The sequence below is a fragment of the Lentibacillus songyuanensis genome, assembly GCF_039548255.1.
Classification (GTDB): domain Bacteria; phylum Bacillota; class Bacilli; order Bacillales; family Amphibacillaceae; genus Lentibacillus_C; species Lentibacillus_C songyuanensis.
Genome location: NZ_JBCLVH010000013.1, coordinates 1 through 16,356, shown reverse-complemented (window position 1 = coordinate 16,356; position 16,356 = coordinate 1). Strand labels below are relative to the sequence as shown.

Sequence of the window (16,356 nt, the reverse complement as noted above, 5' to 3'; positions counted from 1 at the left end):
GGAATGTAAAATGAAACCAAACAAATTAACTCCTGGCCAGAATTTAATGTGGGAATCCAGCCGGATGATGCTGCCAGAGCATAAGGCACGGATTCGCCAACATCAAAAAGAACTAACCAAACGAACAAAGCCAATGATCGACGAACAGCAAATGACTTTGTTTTCCCAAACAATTTCCGACGCCATGAAACAGGATCTTGATTTGCGGATTCAGCTTTTTCATCCCTATCATGATCGCTATGTGACAGGGAAAATCCAAAAGATTATCCCTGGACAACAATTGAAATTAGTCTCAGCGGAGGACAGTGAGTGGATTGATATGGTGGAAATTATTGATATTACAATCCTTACACCTTATCAATAAAGTGAAACTTCAGTAGAGGTTTCACCTCAACATCCTAAGCGGAAGTCTTACTGCCCGTTAAGAGTGGGATAAATTTTTAGTGACAGGGACAATGCCATTGCATTCCGATCAATCTGTAGCCTTTTTCCAAAATTTAAGACATTCATGTTGAAATAATTCATTTTCTTCTAGGAACGGATAATGATTACTGTTACGGAAGACGACGAACTTAGAATTCGGAATCAAATCATTCATTTCGATAGAATAACGCAGCGGACATTGCACATCATGAGTTCCGCATAAGATCAGGGTCGAGGAAATAGCCCAGTCACACACGGATTAACTATTGCCTTCTTAGATCGAGTTCCAACCACTTCATAATACTATTTTAGTTTTCATCATTCCCTGCAAATGTAGCGACATCCCTTATCGAAGCCATGATATAAACCACTTACTATTTGAATTATGGGGTTAAAAATGTAACCCATTACATAAATGATATATCGTTCTGATTAATATCTATTTTTTATCTTTACTTTCTCATCGAATGTAATCAATTTTTTAATACTATCCTCAAAACTGGGATACTGTCCCTAACATTTGCTCATGAATCACATATAGTAATAGTACACGATTGGGAGGTGATAATTAATGAGTGAGGCTGTTGGTTATGGTGGTGGATTCGCCCTGATAGTAGTGTTGTTTATCCTATTAATTATTGTAGGTACAGCCTATGTCGGCGGAGGATATGGATATTAAAAAATAAATGAACATGAATGAAATTAAATCGAAGGAGGAATTTTAAATGGGATTCGGATGTTGTGGAGGATGTGGCGGATACGGATATGGCGCTGCGCCTGTCGGTAATACTGGTGGCGGTGGTTTTGCGCTGATCGTTGTACTGTTTATCCTTCTTATTATCGTTGGCGCATGCTGGTGCTAATCCAGTAGCGTTCATGCATGCCAAAAAATACAAAGGTATTGCAGGCTGTCAGATTACTGGCAGTCTGTTTATCTTTGATGAAAAATTAATTATTCCCCCATTCCGATTAATACAATACCCCCCTAATGTATAATGCGTAAATATAAAAACTTACACAAATAGCGGAATACCCCCTGCTTGTCTATTTTGACTAACTGTATTTGGTTTATTTTTACAATAAATAGACATTTGTCAGCTTGTTTTCTTCCATATGAATAAACATCTAATCATTATACCCCCTTTTCTTCATACTATACACTAATACAATACCGGGGAACGGTATATATAAACTATCTAAAAACCGAAGGAAGTACATACTATTACAATGTTTTCTAATAAACCGTAAAAAGTAAGGTTACGGGGGTATTTGTAATGAAACGTACTGGCGAGCTGCGATTAAAACTATAGTAGTAGATAACAACAAGACAGATATTTGTTTTAAAGAATTAATCGAATACTGAAAAAGAATAACCTTCATTAGGCATTCAATTTCTGCAATGAAGGTTATTCCTAATGGTTTATCGGGATTACTTCTCGTTTGTCGCTTCCATCACCAAGAACAATCCATCAAAATAGGAGTCGACATGCTTCAGCGATAGATCAGTCTGCTTAAGCAAGACCAACGTATCACGATTTAAGTGACAGCCATCGCAAATTTTCTTCCAAACTGGAGTTAACCAATCCTGTGCTTTTCCTAATAGCGTTTGCTTCATGCGAACATGTTCAAATAGTAAAATGCGCGCATTAGGTTTGCTGACGCGTACTATTTCGTTTATTGCTTGCTCGGGATCTAGAATCGTACAAAAAACAAGTGTTGCAACAACAGTATCAAACGTATTATCGGCAAACGGGAGTTCTTCTGCCTGGGCTAGATGGGTTCTGATTGGTACGAGTGCGGCTCTCTTTCGCGCTAAGGATTGCTGCTCCATTAATGGATTTGGATCCACTGCATCTACTTGTTGTGCCTGATAATAGTATGGAAAGTTCAGTCCTGTTCCCGCACCAATTTCCAATACGCTTCCTGTAGCAGTACCGACTAAATCTTGGCGAATTCTTCTGAAACGGGTACGTTCAAAAGGCAGCATCGCGATATCATATAGACGTGGGAACCATTTATCCATAACTTCACCTCGGAATTTATTTCTTGTTCATTTGCCGTTGGTTCTCTGTAGTTTTACCTAATAAAATTAGGCTGCTAGAAACAAAAAAAACTGCCAGTATTTTAAATCCACGAAGGATTTTTTTCCAGCTCAAACAAGGCATTACTTTAATCCTTTAACCTGAATTCGTTCATAATCGGCAATCCAGTGGCTATCCTGAAACATCGTATCCCACAAATCATATTCCACACCGGCAATTATTTTTTGAATCGTTTTATGATCCAATCCGCTGAACATTGATTTACCAAACATCTCGATCCAATTTCTCAAACCATTGCTACTTTCCAATGGCGTCGGACGTTCAAAGTGTCTGGCATATGTAACCTTAAAACCGGCATTTTCCATTAATGTCGTATATTCGCCGATACTTGGAAAATACCAAGGGAAATGTTCTCGGGTGTAGGCTAAACCTAACATGGCAAACTGCTTTTCGATGGAGTCCGTAATTTTGTTTACATTTCCTTTTGCGCCGAACTCAGCTACGAAACGTCCGCCCTTTTTAAGACTTCGATAAATGGATTGCAGTGCCTGCTCAGGCGTTTTTATCCAATGTATTGTCGCATTGGAAAATACTGCGTCAAATTTTTCATCAAATGGTAATTCTATAGCATTGCCGACTTGAAATGTGATGGATGGATATTTAGCCTGCGCCTGGCTGATCATATTTTCTGATGTATCAATTCCAATAACCTGAACACCCAGATCATGAAGGGTTTTTGCTAAATCTCCAGTTCCACATCCGAGATCGAGAATAGACTCTCCCTTGTTTGGCTCCAATATGTCGATGACGTCATTTCCATATTTGGAAACGAATCCGTGCTTTTTATCGTAAAGACTTGCATCCCATGGATCATTTATTATTTCAGAGTTATTCATTCACGAACGCTCCCTCACATGCATTCTACTCGTCTACTATTCCAAAGAACTGCTCAAATTTACGTTCTTGCCGACAGCTTGGACAGCGTTTCGGCAATTGAAATCCCTTTTCTTTAAAAAATTTTTGTTCACCGCTTGTAAATGGAAAGCGTTCGCCACATTCCCAGCATTTCAACCATAAATCATGTGGCGCAGACCCTTGTAACAGCTCGTCCAATTCCTTCTGCCTTTCTAATGCTTCGCTACGATCAACCTGTTTCCCGGAGTTTAATATGTTAATTATATTCCGGCCGCCTTGCGCAATAATCTCATCTGCAGCGCGCAATATAGTCAGAATTTCATTTTCCGGTAATGATTCGATTGTTGATTCCATTTTGATTGTCCTTTCTTTAGAAAAGTAGCAAGCCCATTCCAATTAAATTTACTATTATTATATACTTTTCTACTCAAACCTAACAAGAAAATGAAAATAGAACCATAGCATTGACTTTCACTATGGTTCTGATATTTTAGTTGCATTTGCATTTATTTTGATTTATTTACATACTGACGCTTATTATCGGTTATACCTGCAAAACAGATGGTTGCTGGATCCTGAGCGATATCCAATTCCACATCATTCGTTGGTAAGATTTCCGAAAAAATGGCTTCATATTCAGGAACAGTTAGCTCCGTTCGTTCAGAAAATAGCTTTTCATGCTGCGTTATATAAAGGTTTTTCCGATAATTTGCTTCCAAAATTCCACTGAAGAACTCTCCTACTGCCCCCGAGCCATAACTATATAAACCGATTCTGGATCCAGCCTCCAAGTCCTCTTTTTGTTCCAGTAACGATAACAAACTCAAATACAATGACCCCGTATAAATATTGCCAACCATCCGGTTATACGAGGTACTAATTTGATAGTTGTCCATCAACCGCTCCTGATCCGCTTGGCTTCCTTCATCCAAAATGGTGCGTAATGCCTTTTTTCCCATCTTTGTGTATGGTAAATGATAACAGATTGCTTCATAATCATGAAGTTTCAGGCCAGTTTTTTCTTTGTACTGTTCCCAAACGTCATTGAAAAACGCAATGTACTGTTCGTTGGAAAATTTTCCATCCACAAACGCGATGTCAGAGTTAATTGGTCGCCAGAAATCCATGATGTCGGAAGTATGGTAGGCATGATGCTGTTCAAGTGTCATGATTTTCGGATTCGCACTGATCAATAGTGCCACCGCTCCTGCCCCTTGGGTTGCTTCACCGGATGTGTTCAAGCCATATCTTGCAATATCTGAGCCTAGTACCAATACCTTACTATCTGGATTTAAGGCAATATGACCCTTTGCCATTTGTATCCCGGCAGTTGCCCCATAACAAGCCTGTTTTACTTCAATCGCTCGGGCACTTGAAGGAAGCCCTAATAAGTTATGGACATAAACTGCCGCCGATTTGGAGTTATCGATCCCTGACTCGGTCCCAAAGATAACAAAATCAATCGCTTCTTTATCCGCATCATCCAATATTTCCAGTGCCGCATTGGCTGCAAGCGAAACAGCATCCTGAGTAAGGGATGGAATCGCCATCTTTTCCTGACCAATTCCGATTGTAAATTTCTCCGGTTCTACATTTCTGCTGACAGCTAGTTTGTTCATGTCTACATATAAATGTGGTGTATAAAAGCCGATCTTATCAATTCCGATTTTCAATGTTCTTCTCCCCTGCTTTATAGAAAATTTACTAATCATGTGTCAGGGAAATAAATTTCCAAGCCACATTGTAATAGTGATTGTTTTCACATATTAATATATCTTTTAGTCAACATTATATATGATAATATAATTGAGTGGGGAAGACAATGAAAAGGTTAACGTTACTATAAACGAGTATTTCATCGATATGAATATCTTTCAAACAATACAAAATTGGAAGAAATATCGCAACATCTAAATCTCCATTTTAAACAAAACATGCTATAAAGTTATGTAACAATAGATTGACTTCATATGAGGGGTGGCGTACCTTTTTTCCTTTTTTGGATGATTCCAAGAAGGGAGGTGACGCCTATGGACATTAATTGTTTAACGCTTATGATATCCTTTAGGATGTTAATAGCGTTTATGATGTCCGATAAAAACGATAAAAAATAACCCCTCATATGCTTGACACGCGTTAGGGGTTATTAAACCTAAATACGCCGTCCCTCTTGATGGGGTTCGGTCTATTATTGTACCGTAGACGTTACAGCGTCTACGGTTTTTATTATTGTATGACTATTCATATATAGTATATCCTATTTTTTTAAAAAAGAAAACACATACTTTTGTATTTTGGATTAGGTATGTTTTTTTGCAGATGTCTCTGGTGGGAATCCACTAAAGGTGCTTCTCTTTTTTAAGCTACGGGAAAAAGATTTTGTCGTTGTTCATACATCGATTTTGTATATTTTATCAGCGATTCAAAGTCATTTATCAGCGGTTTCGCGGCTTTTATCAGCGACTCAATCCCCCACTACAACTGGTACCAAGCAATTAAGTTTGTTTCACCTAAACTTATTGCTACAATAAATGCGAAACGTTATCAAGAAAAGAGGTAATTGCTATGGCAACTATAAATATTCCTGTATCGGTCTTAAATCTAGCTCCCATTCGCCAGGGTGGCGGCGCAAAGGAAGCGATCGATGATATGGTCGATTTGGCACAGGCTACCGATAAGATGGGCTATACACGATATTGGATAGCGGAGCATCATAATACATCCACATTAGTAAGTTCTGCTACCTCCATTTTGATTAAACATGCGCTGGAACATACGGAGCATATTCGTGTTGGATCCGGCGGAGTCATGCTGCCGAACCATGCGCCTTTGGTTGTTGCGGAACAATTCGGAACGATGGCTACCATCTATCCAGATCGTCTGGACTTAGGACTGGGACGGGCGCCTGGAACGGATCAGTTAACCGCTAGCGCATTAAGACGGTCAAATAGCGATACAGTCTATACATTTCCGAATGATATCCAATCGCTACTTACCTATTTCGGGCCGGAAGAAAGCCAAGGATTCGTCAAAGCATATCCGGGTGTGGACACCAATATCCCAATCTATATTCTTGGATCTTCCCCAAACTCCGCTCATTTAGCAGCTGAACTGGGATTGCCGTATGTATTTGCTTCCCATTTTGCTCCTAGATTTATGGAGGATGCCATTTCGATTTATCGCGAGCACTTCCAACCATCGGAATACTTGGATGAGCCATATATGATGGTGTGCCTCAATGTCATTGCGGATGAAACAGATCAAGAGGCGAAATTTGAAGGCACAACCTTACAGCAATTTGCATTAAATGTTATTCGTGGAGCAAAAACACCACTCAGTCCACCAGTCGAAAACATGGATGAGCTCTGGAGTTCACAAGAGAAACAAGCAGCTATGTCCATGTCCAGTATGACGTTAATGGGCAGTAAAGATACGATTCGAGAACAGCTAACCAGTTTCCAGGAGAAATATAACGTGGATGAACTCATGGCCGTATCGTATATTTATGACAAGGATAAGCAAAAACGTTCGTATGAGATTTTGAAAGAAGTGGTGGATGGAGAATAAAGTGGGACGCTGCTGGCGTTGACTATGCCCAACGAAATTAAGCCTCCCACCGTTTAGGCTCATTTTCACAATGTTTTATTTGATTTAATCCCGCCTTAACTGGCAGTAAGACTCCCACTTCAAGATTTTGAGGTGAAACAAAAAAAGATAAGTGGGGGGTCAACTGCCCGTAAAGGTCCGATTCTGTTCGGGCCTGCACGATGCAGGTCACAAAGGCGTTGCAACTGGACGTTGCGAACTTAGCCTTTGTTCCTTGCACCGCTTCATGTTGCGGCATGAAGCGGCTTTTTAAAACGCGTCTAGTCCGGCAATTTTTACTGTCACTTGAATGTCCTGTATCTCCCTATTTTTTGTCCAGTGTACTTTTGTATGAGCTGGATAAAATGGGATCAGATGCACCTGTCCTTTATAATAGGGCGTAAACGTGCTATTCCAATTTATCTTCTTGATTTTGTTTTTAGGAAATTCGAGACGATGACCACGATTAAGCCTAATACAATTAAAGGTTTGGAAAAGTATGTGTAGGATTCAGTGGTATCTGTCCCATGGTTAAATGCAAAGCCAAGAGCGAAGAGAAATATTCCAATAGTAAATATCCATTTACTTGTTTTATTATGCTTGCCCATCTTTAATACCACCATCTTACTCTCTAATTGGTAAAATTCTTCATCGTTTCTAAAATGGTAATTCATCATCAGTTATGTCAAATTTGGCATTTCGATTTAGTCTCTTTATCATCTGGTCCGTCATAGGCGTAAAAGTCCGAATCCGTATGAAAGTCTTGGCCATTTTCCATTTCTTCCCATGTTACACCAAATGGTGCGCCGCCAGAGGTATAGCCAGTAATAAAGGCAAACGTTTCATCGCTAAAATCATCCCATTCTTCAGCCATTTGCTCCTGTTTACGTCGTTCCTTACGTTTTTCCGCTTCTCGCTGCTTTTGCACCTCATTGTCTTTTAACTGCTGTTTGTACGCTTCACTAAAGGTGTAACCGAGCATCTCCAATACAAAGTTTATTTACACCAAAGCGATTGCTGTAGCCTTTTACAAGGTACTTTGGAATCCAGTGTTCGGCTGATTGCAAACGCTGTGGTTGTTTCATTAGCTTTTGTCTTGGTGTGTGTAGTTTCTTTTTCTTACGTTTCCCTATTTTTATATCTCTCCTTGTAAACCATTCTAAAACGTACGCAGAGAAAATACAAAAATAATTACGGGGAATGCTGTAATGCGTACCCTAAGGATTTATTTCTTTTGTTCCGACATGATTGCAACCATCAATGTCGCAAACGAAATCATTAGAACAAGTGTCTCGAATACAGACATGCCGCATCTCCCTTTCTGTTTGACTTAAAGGGGTTGTGCTGTTTTATCCATTTCTGTATCACATGTCTTAATCATGAAGCATATTTACCATATCGTTTTTGATAACCTTTTCATGAATTATTATATTTAATGATATGGGTGAATCAGCTTGTCCTATTCCATTTTTTTAAATGATACAAAAAAGACGAAGCATCAATTCGAATCTTCGTCAACGTAAATACATTTATGTAACGGCGGGCAACCTAAAACCAGCCAAATTTTAATAAACAATTCCAGACGTGGCTGGGATGCATTATTGAAAATTTTGCTTATGTTTGGCGGCTTCATATTCAATTGGTCGGCAATATCTTTTATGTAGATATTTTTACTTTTCGCTATTTCTTTAAATCGATTTTTAATGACTGGCTGCTTTGTGTGTTTCAGAAAAGGATTAAGGCTGTCAAATTGGTTAATTTGTTCAATTTTTTCCATGATACAGCCAACAACAAACTCCTCCATTTGGTAATCATCGCTTCGATTTTTGTCACGGTGTCGATTAATCAGGTTTTCCAGCGATGTTATTTCCTTTAATTGGTCGTACGTTTCATCTTTCAGTTTTATTGTCACGGTTTTCATGTATAAATCACCTCACAGTTGGAAAAATGGATAATGGAAAGGGTGACGAAAATGATCAAGCATAATGATAAAGAAGATGTTATTGACGTTATTCACGAAACATTTGACAAAGGGAGAAAAGGCTAAAAATCTGGACAACCTCTCCTGAACAAATGATGTCCTGATTGGGATCCAATTGAATGGTCAATCGGATCCCGTTCTGTTTGCATCTTTATTTATTACATATTCTGTGCACACATAAAAAATACATTTTGTTCAAGCTTTCATTTTTGCCGGAAAACAGTTTGATTACTGCAGTATGCGCTTCTAATCCATGAAAGTCATGAATATCTCCTTCAGCCTTTTTGTTCCATTCGAGCGTCTAACTTTCAATTTTTCCATTAATAGATCTTAATCAAAAAACAGTTCCAAATGCTCGTTCAATTTCATCTAATCCTTTTATCACCATCTCGTCATCCTCTACCATCAACCCAGATATAACACCGTGAAAAGGTGCTAATTTACGATAGAACCGCTGTCTTATCTTAAATGTTTCATCAACACCGCAGCGCGAATAATATGGCGTTAACTGTGGCCATACATCATAAGCTGGATCGCCAAATCCACTGTCCCCAAAATCGATAACACCGATTGTGTCAGTCTCTTTATTGACAAGAATGTGTTCTTGAGTCAGATCACCATGAAGAAGGACAGGTTCAAACCCAAAATTCTGCTTATTAGTTAAAAAGATATTGATTTCATTATCTACTGCAGTAGCTGTAGACTTTGAAAGGAGTGGTAACACACCCACACGAATTCGCTCCGTAAATGTACGTAACCCTATCTCCCATCCATCAGGGCCGGATTCACTCCCGTCTCCTGTCCAGCGGAACCATGGCACCTTTTCCGTCTGGAACACACTTTTAGGGACAGTGTGAAGTTCATTGAGGAACTGACCAATTTCAGGAAAAATGTGATTCATTTCCGTCCCTTGAACTATATTAGAAAATGGAACGCCTTCGATTTTCGGATATCCAATAGCTGAAACAGCCAGGTTATCCCTAGCCGGACCAATCCATTTGATATCAGGTATCTGAGTAGAGTACAAATACGGTTTGATTGCGTGTAGTAGTTGTATTTCTGTCTTCATTCGACGGGCCACTGTAGTTCGCTTGGGGATTCGAAAAACAACGCTCTTATTCACTGAAAAAGCCTTACTGTCCCAGCCTTCCCCAAGAGGCGAAATCTTCTTAATGACCAAATCGGGAAAAAGGAAACTTAGAAAATCTCTTGTCTTCTCAAGTGACTCATTTCCCATGTTCTACAACTCCTTGTTAATGCTGTGTACAATTTCACTGCGAAACGATTTGAAACAAGTGGTATTTTAGTATGAACGCTATGATAATCGTTTCTGCATGTGATAATCCGTCATTTCATAACCCATCTTCTTATAAAGGGCCATGGCTCTTTTGTTATGCGCGAAAACGTGTAAGCGTATTTGTTTAATCCCTTCTGACTTTGCATAATCGTCAAGGGCTTCCATTGTTGCTTTTCCTAGCCCTTTTCCACGTTGTTTCTCATCAAGTTCGATATCATAGATAAAAATTTGTTTTTCCTGATTTTTTATCCGGATGTGCAACCACAAATTTCCTATTTGTTCTTCCTCATGCAAAACAGAAAAAAGAACATGGTCTTTCGTTGCTAACCCTTCAGGTAATAATTGATTGAATTCATCTTGCGCCTTTTTAATTGCTTCATCTTCCTCCCAATTTCCAGCTTTTACATGTTCATTCGCGTATTCTTTTAAATGGTGTTGATAATATTGTTTAAATGTTTCCTTGTTCATGGGCAGTAATTTTACGGTCATGTAGGAATCTCCTTTTCTAATTCATTATCGGATCAAAATTGCTATTTTGTTTAGCACTTAACGCTTTATTGCGTCGATAATTAATGATGGAAAGACCAGTTTATCTCCTTTATTTCTTGGATCATATTTTTTTGAACGAAAGATAACACCATCCCTTCCATGCCACTCGTTGTAATGGAATTTCCCTTCTTCATCACAATATTCAAGTAGAACAACTTCAAACCCAGCAGCTTCAAACAGTTTCTTTAACGTTTTATAATTATGTACTATTTTGTGACTAGCTGCGGGATGCTCACTTGGACCGGGTCCACCCACCTTAACTATATTTTGGTAGGCTTCATCTGGAAAAAAGGCATCAGGAACAGCACATCGAATATATCCAGAATGTGTCAAAAATTTATAACATATCTTTGCAGCTTATACTTCTTCTCCATATGTAAGATGTTCCCAAACATATTCGGCTAATATTGCAGTAATCGAATAATAATCGAATGTCTCCTTCCACGTGTTTATATTTAACAAATTAATTGCTTCCTCTTGTGTATGTATCCAACCCGGATTGTTATTATACTTCCCAGCCCCAATCACCAGCTTTATCTGTTCTTGGTTTATAGTCAACGGCTCACCTCTTATGGAATATTTCCCATTCGTTAAACGGCACTTTTGTCACTATTTTGGATGATCATCTTTCTCGATCGTCCTGTGTACACTGAACGATCTGTTGCTCCCCGTTCTTCTCAAAAAACGTATAGGTTTTCATGCCGATTTTTTCTGCAACCTTTTGTGATGAAATATTTCTTAGAGTAGTATAAGAAAATATCTTCGTGTATCCTAAGACATGAAACGCATATTCCTTACAAGCAAAAGCTGCTTCTGTTGCATATCCTTTATTCCAATATTCTTTAATAATGTGAAAGCCGATTTCCGGTACGGTTTCGCCTTTAATGGTTTGCATTGTGATCCCACAATCACCTATGAATTTATCGCCGTCTTTTAAAATCACTGCCCACAATCCATGGTTATATCTCTTATAATTTTCCATGTTCCACTGTATCCAATTGCGAACTTCTTCTTCACTAAAGGGATGAGGATAATATTGCATAGATTCCGAATCAGAAAGCACCCTTGATAATTCGTCTTTATCTTCCATTAACAACTGTCGGAGGTATAAGCGTTTTGTTTCCATAACCTTCAAAATTATTCCCCTACCTTTTAGTTGAGAATTGCTAGAGCCGATAAGATGATTTTTTTACAAAATATATGTGGATCCTGATCCCAGAAGTAAATCGCCCATTTATTCAACATAAAATTCATCTTATTGCCTTGGTTTTTTGGCCGTTTTTGCTGCGTTTAAATCTCATCTTTAAAAATTAAGTTATGGAAAACCCTGTTAATCATAAAATTCCATATGCGGCTTTTCTTGTTTATAATAATCCAACCTATCTTGAAGGGTACCCGTATGAAATTCAAATTTATGACCATCTGGATCAGTAAAATAGATAGACTTCTTGTCCCTTTCATCCCTTGGCCGGCCGGATAAAATATTTACGCCCGAATCCATTAATTCCTGGTACACGCTCTCAAATTTTGCTTCATCAATTGAAAAGGCGATATGCGTGTAGGATTGGCTTATTTCATTACGAGGAATATCCTTCTCTACATTAAGTGCCAGCCACATACCATTTAAATCAAAATATGCCGTATTTCTCCCTTTAATCAGAAGTTTTGCATCAAATACCTTTTGGTAAAAAGCAATAGACCTTTCCAAATCAGAAACCGAAAATAAAAAATGATTAAGACCATTTATGGACATCTACACCACCTCCAAATATTGGTTACATATCCCAATCTCGAATCCATTGTTCTGGTAGTCTTATCTTTGCTTTTTTTAAAGCGACAAAGTACTGTCCCTGATGAATACCTTCATGTTGTACCGCTGTGTTTAACAATTCTTCTATAGATAAATATTCTTCGCCTACCTTAATACATTGATTACTTGCTTGGGAAAATGCAAAAGCTAATTCATTCATGGACCTTACTAATTGCTCAATCAAACTAATTCCTACTGGGAGAAGGTCACCTGGAAATTCAACCATACCAGTCCAAATTCCATCTCTGTAAACATTCCTAACACGAATGATATGAATGAATAATTTTCTAAGTGATCCTAATTCTTCAACCAACCGATCGTCCCATTTATTTTCCGGAATTTCTCTTGCCAAAGCGTTGGTCATATTAGCGGCATATAGAAAACCACGTGTATCCATAACTACCCCCTTTAAATTAACACTTTATTACTTCAATTTTATGCCTTAAGAAATTTCCTTTCATTTATCCGTAAACTAATCAAAATGGCTATATGTCATTCTCCTCCCTGCACTTAAACGTGATTTATGTACCCTTTAAATCTTAAGCAAAATTTTCCCCGTATAGTTTCGACTTTCCATTAATCTATGCGCAAGTGAGGCATCACGTAATTTGAATATTTGGGCGATAGGAATAGAGACTTTGTTCGCAGTGAACAGGTCCAAAACATGCGCCGCAACAGGAGCTAATCTGGCCGGATCGTGCTTTCTGGTTGTTCCTAAGCTAAACCCTTTGATATTTCTGCAGCTGCTATGCACGTCACTTGTTTTAAAAGTACCAGCCTTTCCACTGCTATTGCCAAATTGAACCAGTGTACCATATAATGCTAAACACGCTAAACTCTTGCTGGTAACTTCCCCAGCAACGGAGTCAAAGATGATATTTGCCCCTTTCATATTTGTTTGGTCTAGAGCTACATTCGCAAACGTTTCATACGTGCAAACCATATCAGCACCCAATCTTCTCACATATTCTTGCTTATCCACGTTACCTACCGTTGCAATTATTTTTTGTACACCAGCCAATTTTGCTAATTGTACAAGCATCGATCCCACACCACCTGCAGCACTATGTATAACAATGGTATCTGATTTTTTCACTTGCCCAATTTCATATAGTAAAATATACGATAAAATGGATACGGTTGGCATGGTTGCAGCCTGTTCAAATGAGAGTTTATCTGGAATTTTAAATACTAGCTGTTCATTGGCCACAACATAGTCGGCATACGAGCCATTTTTCGGGAAAGCTATCACGCGATCGCCTTTTGAAAAAGTGGAATTAACAGGGACCTCTGCAATTGTTCCCGCAGCATCTAGTCCAAGCACAAATGGAAAATTACCGACACCTTTATTGCCCGTCCGTTTTTTAATATCGGCATAATTGACACTTGTATAGGATACTTTTATTAAGACTTCGTTTTGACCTATTACGGGTATTTCCATGTCTTTGTATGAAAGTACACGCGCATCACCAAATTCATTTTGACTGACAGCTTTCATTTCCAAATTATTTATAATTTGTATATCGTACATGATTAATTAATTATTTGATAATTTGACGAGCTATTAAACTATTTCAAAAGCTATAGAGTCTCTAGCCATTTATATATTGGTTTAATATGATGCCGAATATGGTCAAATGTGATCACCATTACTTTTTACGGATATTCCAAAATCGATTATTACGGCGCAACAAGTTCCACCTTTATTCTATCAGGATCCTCAAAATAAACGGCATAATGGTCTTTCCCCCCAGCGAATGGATAGTTATCCGTATATAACATATTAATGCCTATATCCTCCAATTTTTTGGTTATTGCATCGACGTGTTGACGCGATTCCGCGTAAAATGCTAGATGATTAAGTCCGACTCGGCACCTATGGTATGGAACATCCAGAAATTGTTCTTCCGTTTGTACAAATACAATATAGGTATCTTCTAATTTCCAGCTTCGTCCATTTTCCCATTCCTGAAAAGCGTTATATCCTAATTCTTCAAGGAACCATCCCCAAAATTCTATTGATCTGTTTAAATCTGAAACGTATATCTCAATATGATGCAGTAAACCCTTGGACATGAAATACACCCCTTTTAATTGATTTTACGTGCCAAACTGTTAATCAAATTTCTCCCATATATCACCTTTTTGCTTAATACCGTTCGCTTACCCAAGCTGCATCTTCAAGGAAATCCTTTCTGGAAAATAAACGTGTAGAAACTAATTGGCGATATGATGTGATCGTTCCATCGTGAGAAACAATATAAATTTTTTCTTTTGATTGTTGTTTACACCACCTAAGAAATTTTCCTCCAAGAATCCTGAACTCCTGATCAGCCATTGTATTTATTCCATTGTTCCATAGATTATCAGATGAATGCTGATCTATGGAACAAGTAGGTAATACACACTTCACTTTTTCTTTTCTTATTATTTCATCACACGGAAGCGTGATTTTCCCCGCTTTTTGTGGAAACATTCTTGGCGAAACAACTGGAGTTACTATTAAATCAGCATTAGAATCCCCGGCCCAATAATAGGCTGTCTCTAACGTTCTCCTTGTAGGACTAATGATAACGATGTCTCCGTTATCTAAAGGAAGGTTATGCCTTAATAATAATGCCTGCTCCCTGCCTGCTTCAGTCAATGAGGGATTCTCCATATATAAACTGTCTGGTGGATTTAGTGTGTGTTGTCCCTGTCCATGCCTAACAAAAATTAATTCCATATTTCCTCCAAAAATGTGCTGTTTGTTAAATTATTTTATGACTGATGCCTTTTCTGCATTCGTTGTAAATATTCTTCTGATTTTCCTTTAGGGATACTGAGGGTTGCCCAATTCTCATTTTTTATTAATTCATCATCGACTTTCCCCGTCAAAATTAATTCCGATCTTTGATGAACTAACTATAGCTTAAAGGTTCTTTTTCAATTACGGTCTGCCTTAATTGAATGACAGGTTCGAATACATCAAATTTTAATGCCAGCTACCATCATGGATAGCGTAAATTCATAAACTAACCGCGTGCCAAAACTGTTAATGAGCTATGCCTCCAACTGTCTATTTTATGTGCACCATTTATTAATAAATTTTCTCAGCATCCGTGGGTAAATTCTTAATGTGTTTTTGATAATTCGTCATATTTTTATCATCTTTATGCGGGTAAGAAAACTTACAAGATACCGCGGTCTTATTAGCTAAAGTTCGAAATAGATGACAGGCTGCAAAAATGGAATCCCACATATGCTCATAATTCCCATCACTATAAGTCTTTTTGTACATCTCCCAGTAATCTTCGGGAAGATAATGCTTAAAATACTTCCCCATTTTCCCTGTTGATACTTCAAAGTGATTGTTCATTCCCATCCACCATGACACCATTTTATCGAGTTCAGCTCTGATCACATGTTCAAACATTTGCATAGCATAAGGCAGTTCATCCCGCCAGATTCCTTTTGCAACGTTTTGCTGGCACCACCAAAAGTTATTACAGCAGCTCATGAACATCGATTCCGCAGGCCTTGTTACATGGTAATCTGTATCGGTTGGTTTAGGAATAGCCGGCAAACAGTTGTCCTTATCTAATAATGGCACTGTCAGTTTGTCATGCCCATAGCCTTCGATCATATTCTCTTTTGTTTCAATGTGAAGATCGATTCGATTCCCATCAGTAAATAGCAGTGAATGACCCCACCTTACCATCCTATCAGAATGCTTGAAGATGGGGCTTCCTGTTTCACAGACCCCTGCATCTTA

20 protein-coding genes and 1 pseudogene are annotated in these 16,356 nt (G+C 38.3%); 4 read left to right on the top strand and 17 right to left on the bottom strand.

All coding sequences use genetic code 11. The annotated features are described in order from the left end of the window. Window positions 1-10: 10 nt before the first annotated feature. From WMZ97_RS13330 to WMZ97_RS13315, 3 genes are all read left to right on the top strand, one after another. On the top strand, window positions 11-364 hold the full coding sequence (locus WMZ97_RS13330) for a YolD-like family protein (protein ID WP_343272582.1): 354 nt from the start codon (window positions 11-13) through the stop codon (window positions 362-364). A gap of 630 nt (window positions 365-994) precedes the next feature. Further along, complete coding sequence (locus WMZ97_RS13320; protein ID WP_343272581.1) at window positions 995-1,102, top strand: YjcZ family sporulation protein; 108 nt, start codon at window positions 995-997, stop codon at window positions 1,100-1,102. A gap of 46 nt (window positions 1,103-1,148) precedes the next feature. Continuing rightward, window positions 1,149-1,286, top strand: a complete 138-nt coding sequence (locus WMZ97_RS13315; RefSeq protein ID WP_343272580.1) for a YjcZ family sporulation protein — start codon at window positions 1,149-1,151, stop codon at window positions 1,284-1,286. A gap of 566 nt (window positions 1,287-1,852) precedes the next feature. On the opposite strand, the gene WMZ97_RS13310 is transcribed toward WMZ97_RS13315, so the two are convergent. The 4 genes from WMZ97_RS13310 to WMZ97_RS13295 form a co-directional block, all read right to left on the bottom strand. Beyond that, window positions 1,853-2,446, bottom strand: coding sequence for a class I SAM-dependent methyltransferase (locus WMZ97_RS13310; RefSeq protein ID WP_343272579.1), 594 nt, complete (start codon window positions 2,444-2,446; stop codon window positions 1,853-1,855). Between the two features lie 141 nt (window positions 2,447-2,587). After that, entirely contained in the window at window positions 2,588-3,361 is a 774-nt protein-coding gene (locus tag WMZ97_RS13305; RefSeq protein WP_343272578.1) for a class I SAM-dependent methyltransferase, read from the bottom strand. Window positions 3,362-3,386: 25 nt separating this feature from the next. Then, on the bottom strand, window positions 3,387-3,734 hold the full coding sequence (locus WMZ97_RS13300; RefSeq protein WP_343272577.1) for a zinc-ribbon domain-containing protein: 348 nt from the start codon (window positions 3,732-3,734) through the stop codon (window positions 3,387-3,389). A gap of 152 nt (window positions 3,735-3,886) precedes the next feature. Then, a complete protein-coding gene (locus tag WMZ97_RS13295; protein WP_343272576.1) occupies window positions 3,887-5,053 on the bottom strand; it encodes a hydroxymethylglutaryl-CoA synthase in 1,167 nt (388 codons plus the stop codon). Between the two features lie 892 nt (window positions 5,054-5,945). On the opposite strand from WMZ97_RS13295, the gene WMZ97_RS13290 reads away from it, so the two are divergent. Further along, the gene (locus WMZ97_RS13290) at window positions 5,946-6,947 is read left to right on the top strand and encodes an LLM class flavin-dependent oxidoreductase (RefSeq protein ID WP_343272575.1); all 1,002 of its coding nucleotides are present in this window, start codon (window positions 5,946-5,948) and stop codon (window positions 6,945-6,947) included. Window positions 6,948-7,650: 703 nt separating this feature from the next. Here the strand turns inward: WMZ97_RS13290 and WMZ97_RS13285 are convergent. The 13 genes and pseudogenes from WMZ97_RS13285 to WMZ97_RS13230 form a co-directional block, all read right to left on the bottom strand. After that, window positions 7,651-7,953 carry a hypothetical protein gene (locus WMZ97_RS13285; protein WP_343272574.1) on the bottom strand — a complete coding sequence of 101 codons (303 nt, stop codon included), beginning with the start codon at window positions 7,951-7,953 and terminating at the stop codon, window positions 7,651-7,653. A 237-nt stretch (window positions 7,954-8,190) separates the two neighbouring features. Then, the gene (locus WMZ97_RS21945) at window positions 8,191-8,271 is read right to left on the bottom strand and encodes a putative holin-like toxin (protein WP_405027691.1); all 81 of its coding nucleotides are present in this window, start codon (window positions 8,269-8,271) and stop codon (window positions 8,191-8,193) included. A gap of 192 nt (window positions 8,272-8,463) precedes the next feature. Continuing rightward, entirely contained in the window at window positions 8,464-8,886 is a 423-nt protein-coding gene (locus WMZ97_RS13280; protein ID WP_343272573.1) for a helix-turn-helix domain-containing protein, read from the bottom strand. Between the two features lie 394 nt (window positions 8,887-9,280). Beyond that, entirely contained in the window at window positions 9,281-10,183 is a 903-nt protein-coding gene (locus tag WMZ97_RS13275) for a phosphotransferase family protein (RefSeq protein ID WP_343272572.1), read from the bottom strand. A 78-nt stretch (window positions 10,184-10,261) separates the two neighbouring features. Then, entirely contained in the window at window positions 10,262-10,732 is a 471-nt protein-coding gene (locus tag WMZ97_RS13270; RefSeq protein ID WP_343272571.1) for a GNAT family N-acetyltransferase, read from the bottom strand. 57 nt (window positions 10,733-10,789) lie between these two features. Beyond that, window positions 10,790-11,350 (bottom strand): annotated as a pseudogene (locus tag WMZ97_RS13265) (class I SAM-dependent methyltransferase). A gap of 64 nt (window positions 11,351-11,414) precedes the next feature. Beyond that, window positions 11,415-11,918 carry a GNAT family N-acetyltransferase gene (locus tag WMZ97_RS13260; RefSeq protein WP_343272673.1) on the bottom strand — a complete coding sequence of 168 codons (504 nt, stop codon included), beginning with the start codon at window positions 11,916-11,918 and terminating at the stop codon, window positions 11,415-11,417. 204 nt (window positions 11,919-12,122) lie between these two features. Next, window positions 12,123-12,545, bottom strand: a complete 423-nt coding sequence (gene fosM / locus WMZ97_RS13255; protein ID WP_343272570.1) for a FosM family fosfomycin resistance protein — start codon at window positions 12,543-12,545, stop codon at window positions 12,123-12,125. Between the two features lie 22 nt (window positions 12,546-12,567). Then, window positions 12,568-12,999 carry a DinB family protein gene (locus WMZ97_RS13250; protein ID WP_343272569.1) on the bottom strand — a complete coding sequence of 144 codons (432 nt, stop codon included), beginning with the start codon at window positions 12,997-12,999 and terminating at the stop codon, window positions 12,568-12,570. 135 nt (window positions 13,000-13,134) lie between these two features. Continuing rightward, window positions 13,135-14,100 (bottom strand): quinone oxidoreductase family protein, encoded by a 966-nt coding sequence (locus tag WMZ97_RS13245; protein WP_343272672.1) that lies wholly within the window; start codon window positions 14,098-14,100, stop codon window positions 13,135-13,137. Between the two features lie 182 nt (window positions 14,101-14,282). Beyond that, window positions 14,283-14,678 carry a VOC family protein gene (locus tag WMZ97_RS13240; RefSeq protein WP_343272568.1) on the bottom strand — a complete coding sequence of 132 codons (396 nt, stop codon included), beginning with the start codon at window positions 14,676-14,678 and terminating at the stop codon, window positions 14,283-14,285. A 73-nt stretch (window positions 14,679-14,751) separates the two neighbouring features. Beyond that, a complete protein-coding gene (locus WMZ97_RS13235; protein ID WP_343272567.1) occupies window positions 14,752-15,327 on the bottom strand; it encodes a histidine phosphatase family protein in 576 nt (191 codons plus the stop codon). 354 nt (window positions 15,328-15,681) lie between these two features. Further along, on the bottom strand, window positions 15,682-16,302 hold the full coding sequence (locus WMZ97_RS13230) for an aminoglycoside 6-adenylyltransferase (RefSeq protein WP_343272566.1): 621 nt from the start codon (window positions 16,300-16,302) through the stop codon (window positions 15,682-15,684). Window positions 16,303-16,356 lie beyond the last annotated feature (54 nt).

Excerpts from the sequence above, each read along its gene's own strand:
- WMZ97_RS21945 (WP_405027691.1), bottom strand. The coding sequence starts at position 8,271 with ATGTCTGTATTCGAGACACTTGTTCTAATGATTTCGTTTGCGACATTG.
- WMZ97_RS13245 (WP_343272672.1), bottom strand. The coding sequence starts at position 14,100 with ATGAAAGCTGTCAGTCAAAATGAATTTGGTGATGCGCGTGTACTTTCA.
- WMZ97_RS13280 (WP_343272573.1), bottom strand. The coding sequence starts at position 8,886 with ATGAAAACCGTGACAATAAAACTGAAAGATGAAACGTACGACCAATTA.
- WMZ97_RS13270 (WP_343272571.1), bottom strand. The coding sequence starts at position 10,732 with ATGACCGTAAAATTACTGCCCATGAACAAGGAAACATTTAAACAATAT.
- WMZ97_RS13260 (WP_343272673.1), bottom strand. The coding sequence starts at position 11,918 with ATGGAAACAAAACGCTTATACCTCCGACAGTTGTTAATGGAAGATAAA.
- WMZ97_RS13240 (WP_343272568.1), bottom strand. The coding sequence starts at position 14,678 with ATGTCCAAGGGTTTACTGCATCATATTGAGATATACGTTTCAGATTTA.
- WMZ97_RS13330 (WP_343272582.1), top strand. The coding sequence starts at position 11 with ATGAAACCAAACAAATTAACTCCTGGCCAGAATTTAATGTGGGAATCC.
- WMZ97_RS13315 (WP_343272580.1), top strand. The coding sequence starts at position 1,149 with ATGGGATTCGGATGTTGTGGAGGATGTGGCGGATACGGATATGGCGCT.
- WMZ97_RS13300 (WP_343272577.1), bottom strand. The coding sequence starts at position 3,734 with ATGGAATCAACAATCGAATCATTACCGGAAAATGAAATTCTGACTATA.
- WMZ97_RS13275 (WP_343272572.1), bottom strand. The coding sequence starts at position 10,183 with ATGGGAAATGAGTCACTTGAGAAGACAAGAGATTTTCTAAGTTTCCTT.
- WMZ97_RS13320 (WP_343272581.1), top strand. The coding sequence starts at position 995 with ATGAGTGAGGCTGTTGGTTATGGTGGTGGATTCGCCCTGATAGTAGTG.
- WMZ97_RS13310 (WP_343272579.1), bottom strand. The coding sequence starts at position 2,446 with ATGGATAAATGGTTCCCACGTCTATATGATATCGCGATGCTGCCTTTT.
- fosM (WP_343272570.1), bottom strand. The coding sequence starts at position 12,545 with ATGTCCATAAATGGTCTTAATCATTTTTTATTTTCGGTTTCTGATTTG.
- WMZ97_RS13250 (WP_343272569.1), bottom strand. The coding sequence starts at position 12,999 with ATGGATACACGTGGTTTTCTATATGCCGCTAATATGACCAACGCTTTG.
- WMZ97_RS13230 (WP_343272566.1), bottom strand. The coding sequence starts at position 16,302 with ATGGTAAGGTGGGGTCATTCACTGCTATTTACTGATGGGAATCGAATC.
- WMZ97_RS13235 (WP_343272567.1), bottom strand. The coding sequence starts at position 15,327 with ATGGAATTAATTTTTGTTAGGCATGGACAGGGACAACACACACTAAAT.
- WMZ97_RS13305 (WP_343272578.1), bottom strand. The coding sequence starts at position 3,361 with ATGAATAACTCTGAAATAATAAATGATCCATGGGATGCAAGTCTTTAC.
- WMZ97_RS13290 (WP_343272575.1), top strand. The coding sequence starts at position 5,946 with ATGGCAACTATAAATATTCCTGTATCGGTCTTAAATCTAGCTCCCATT.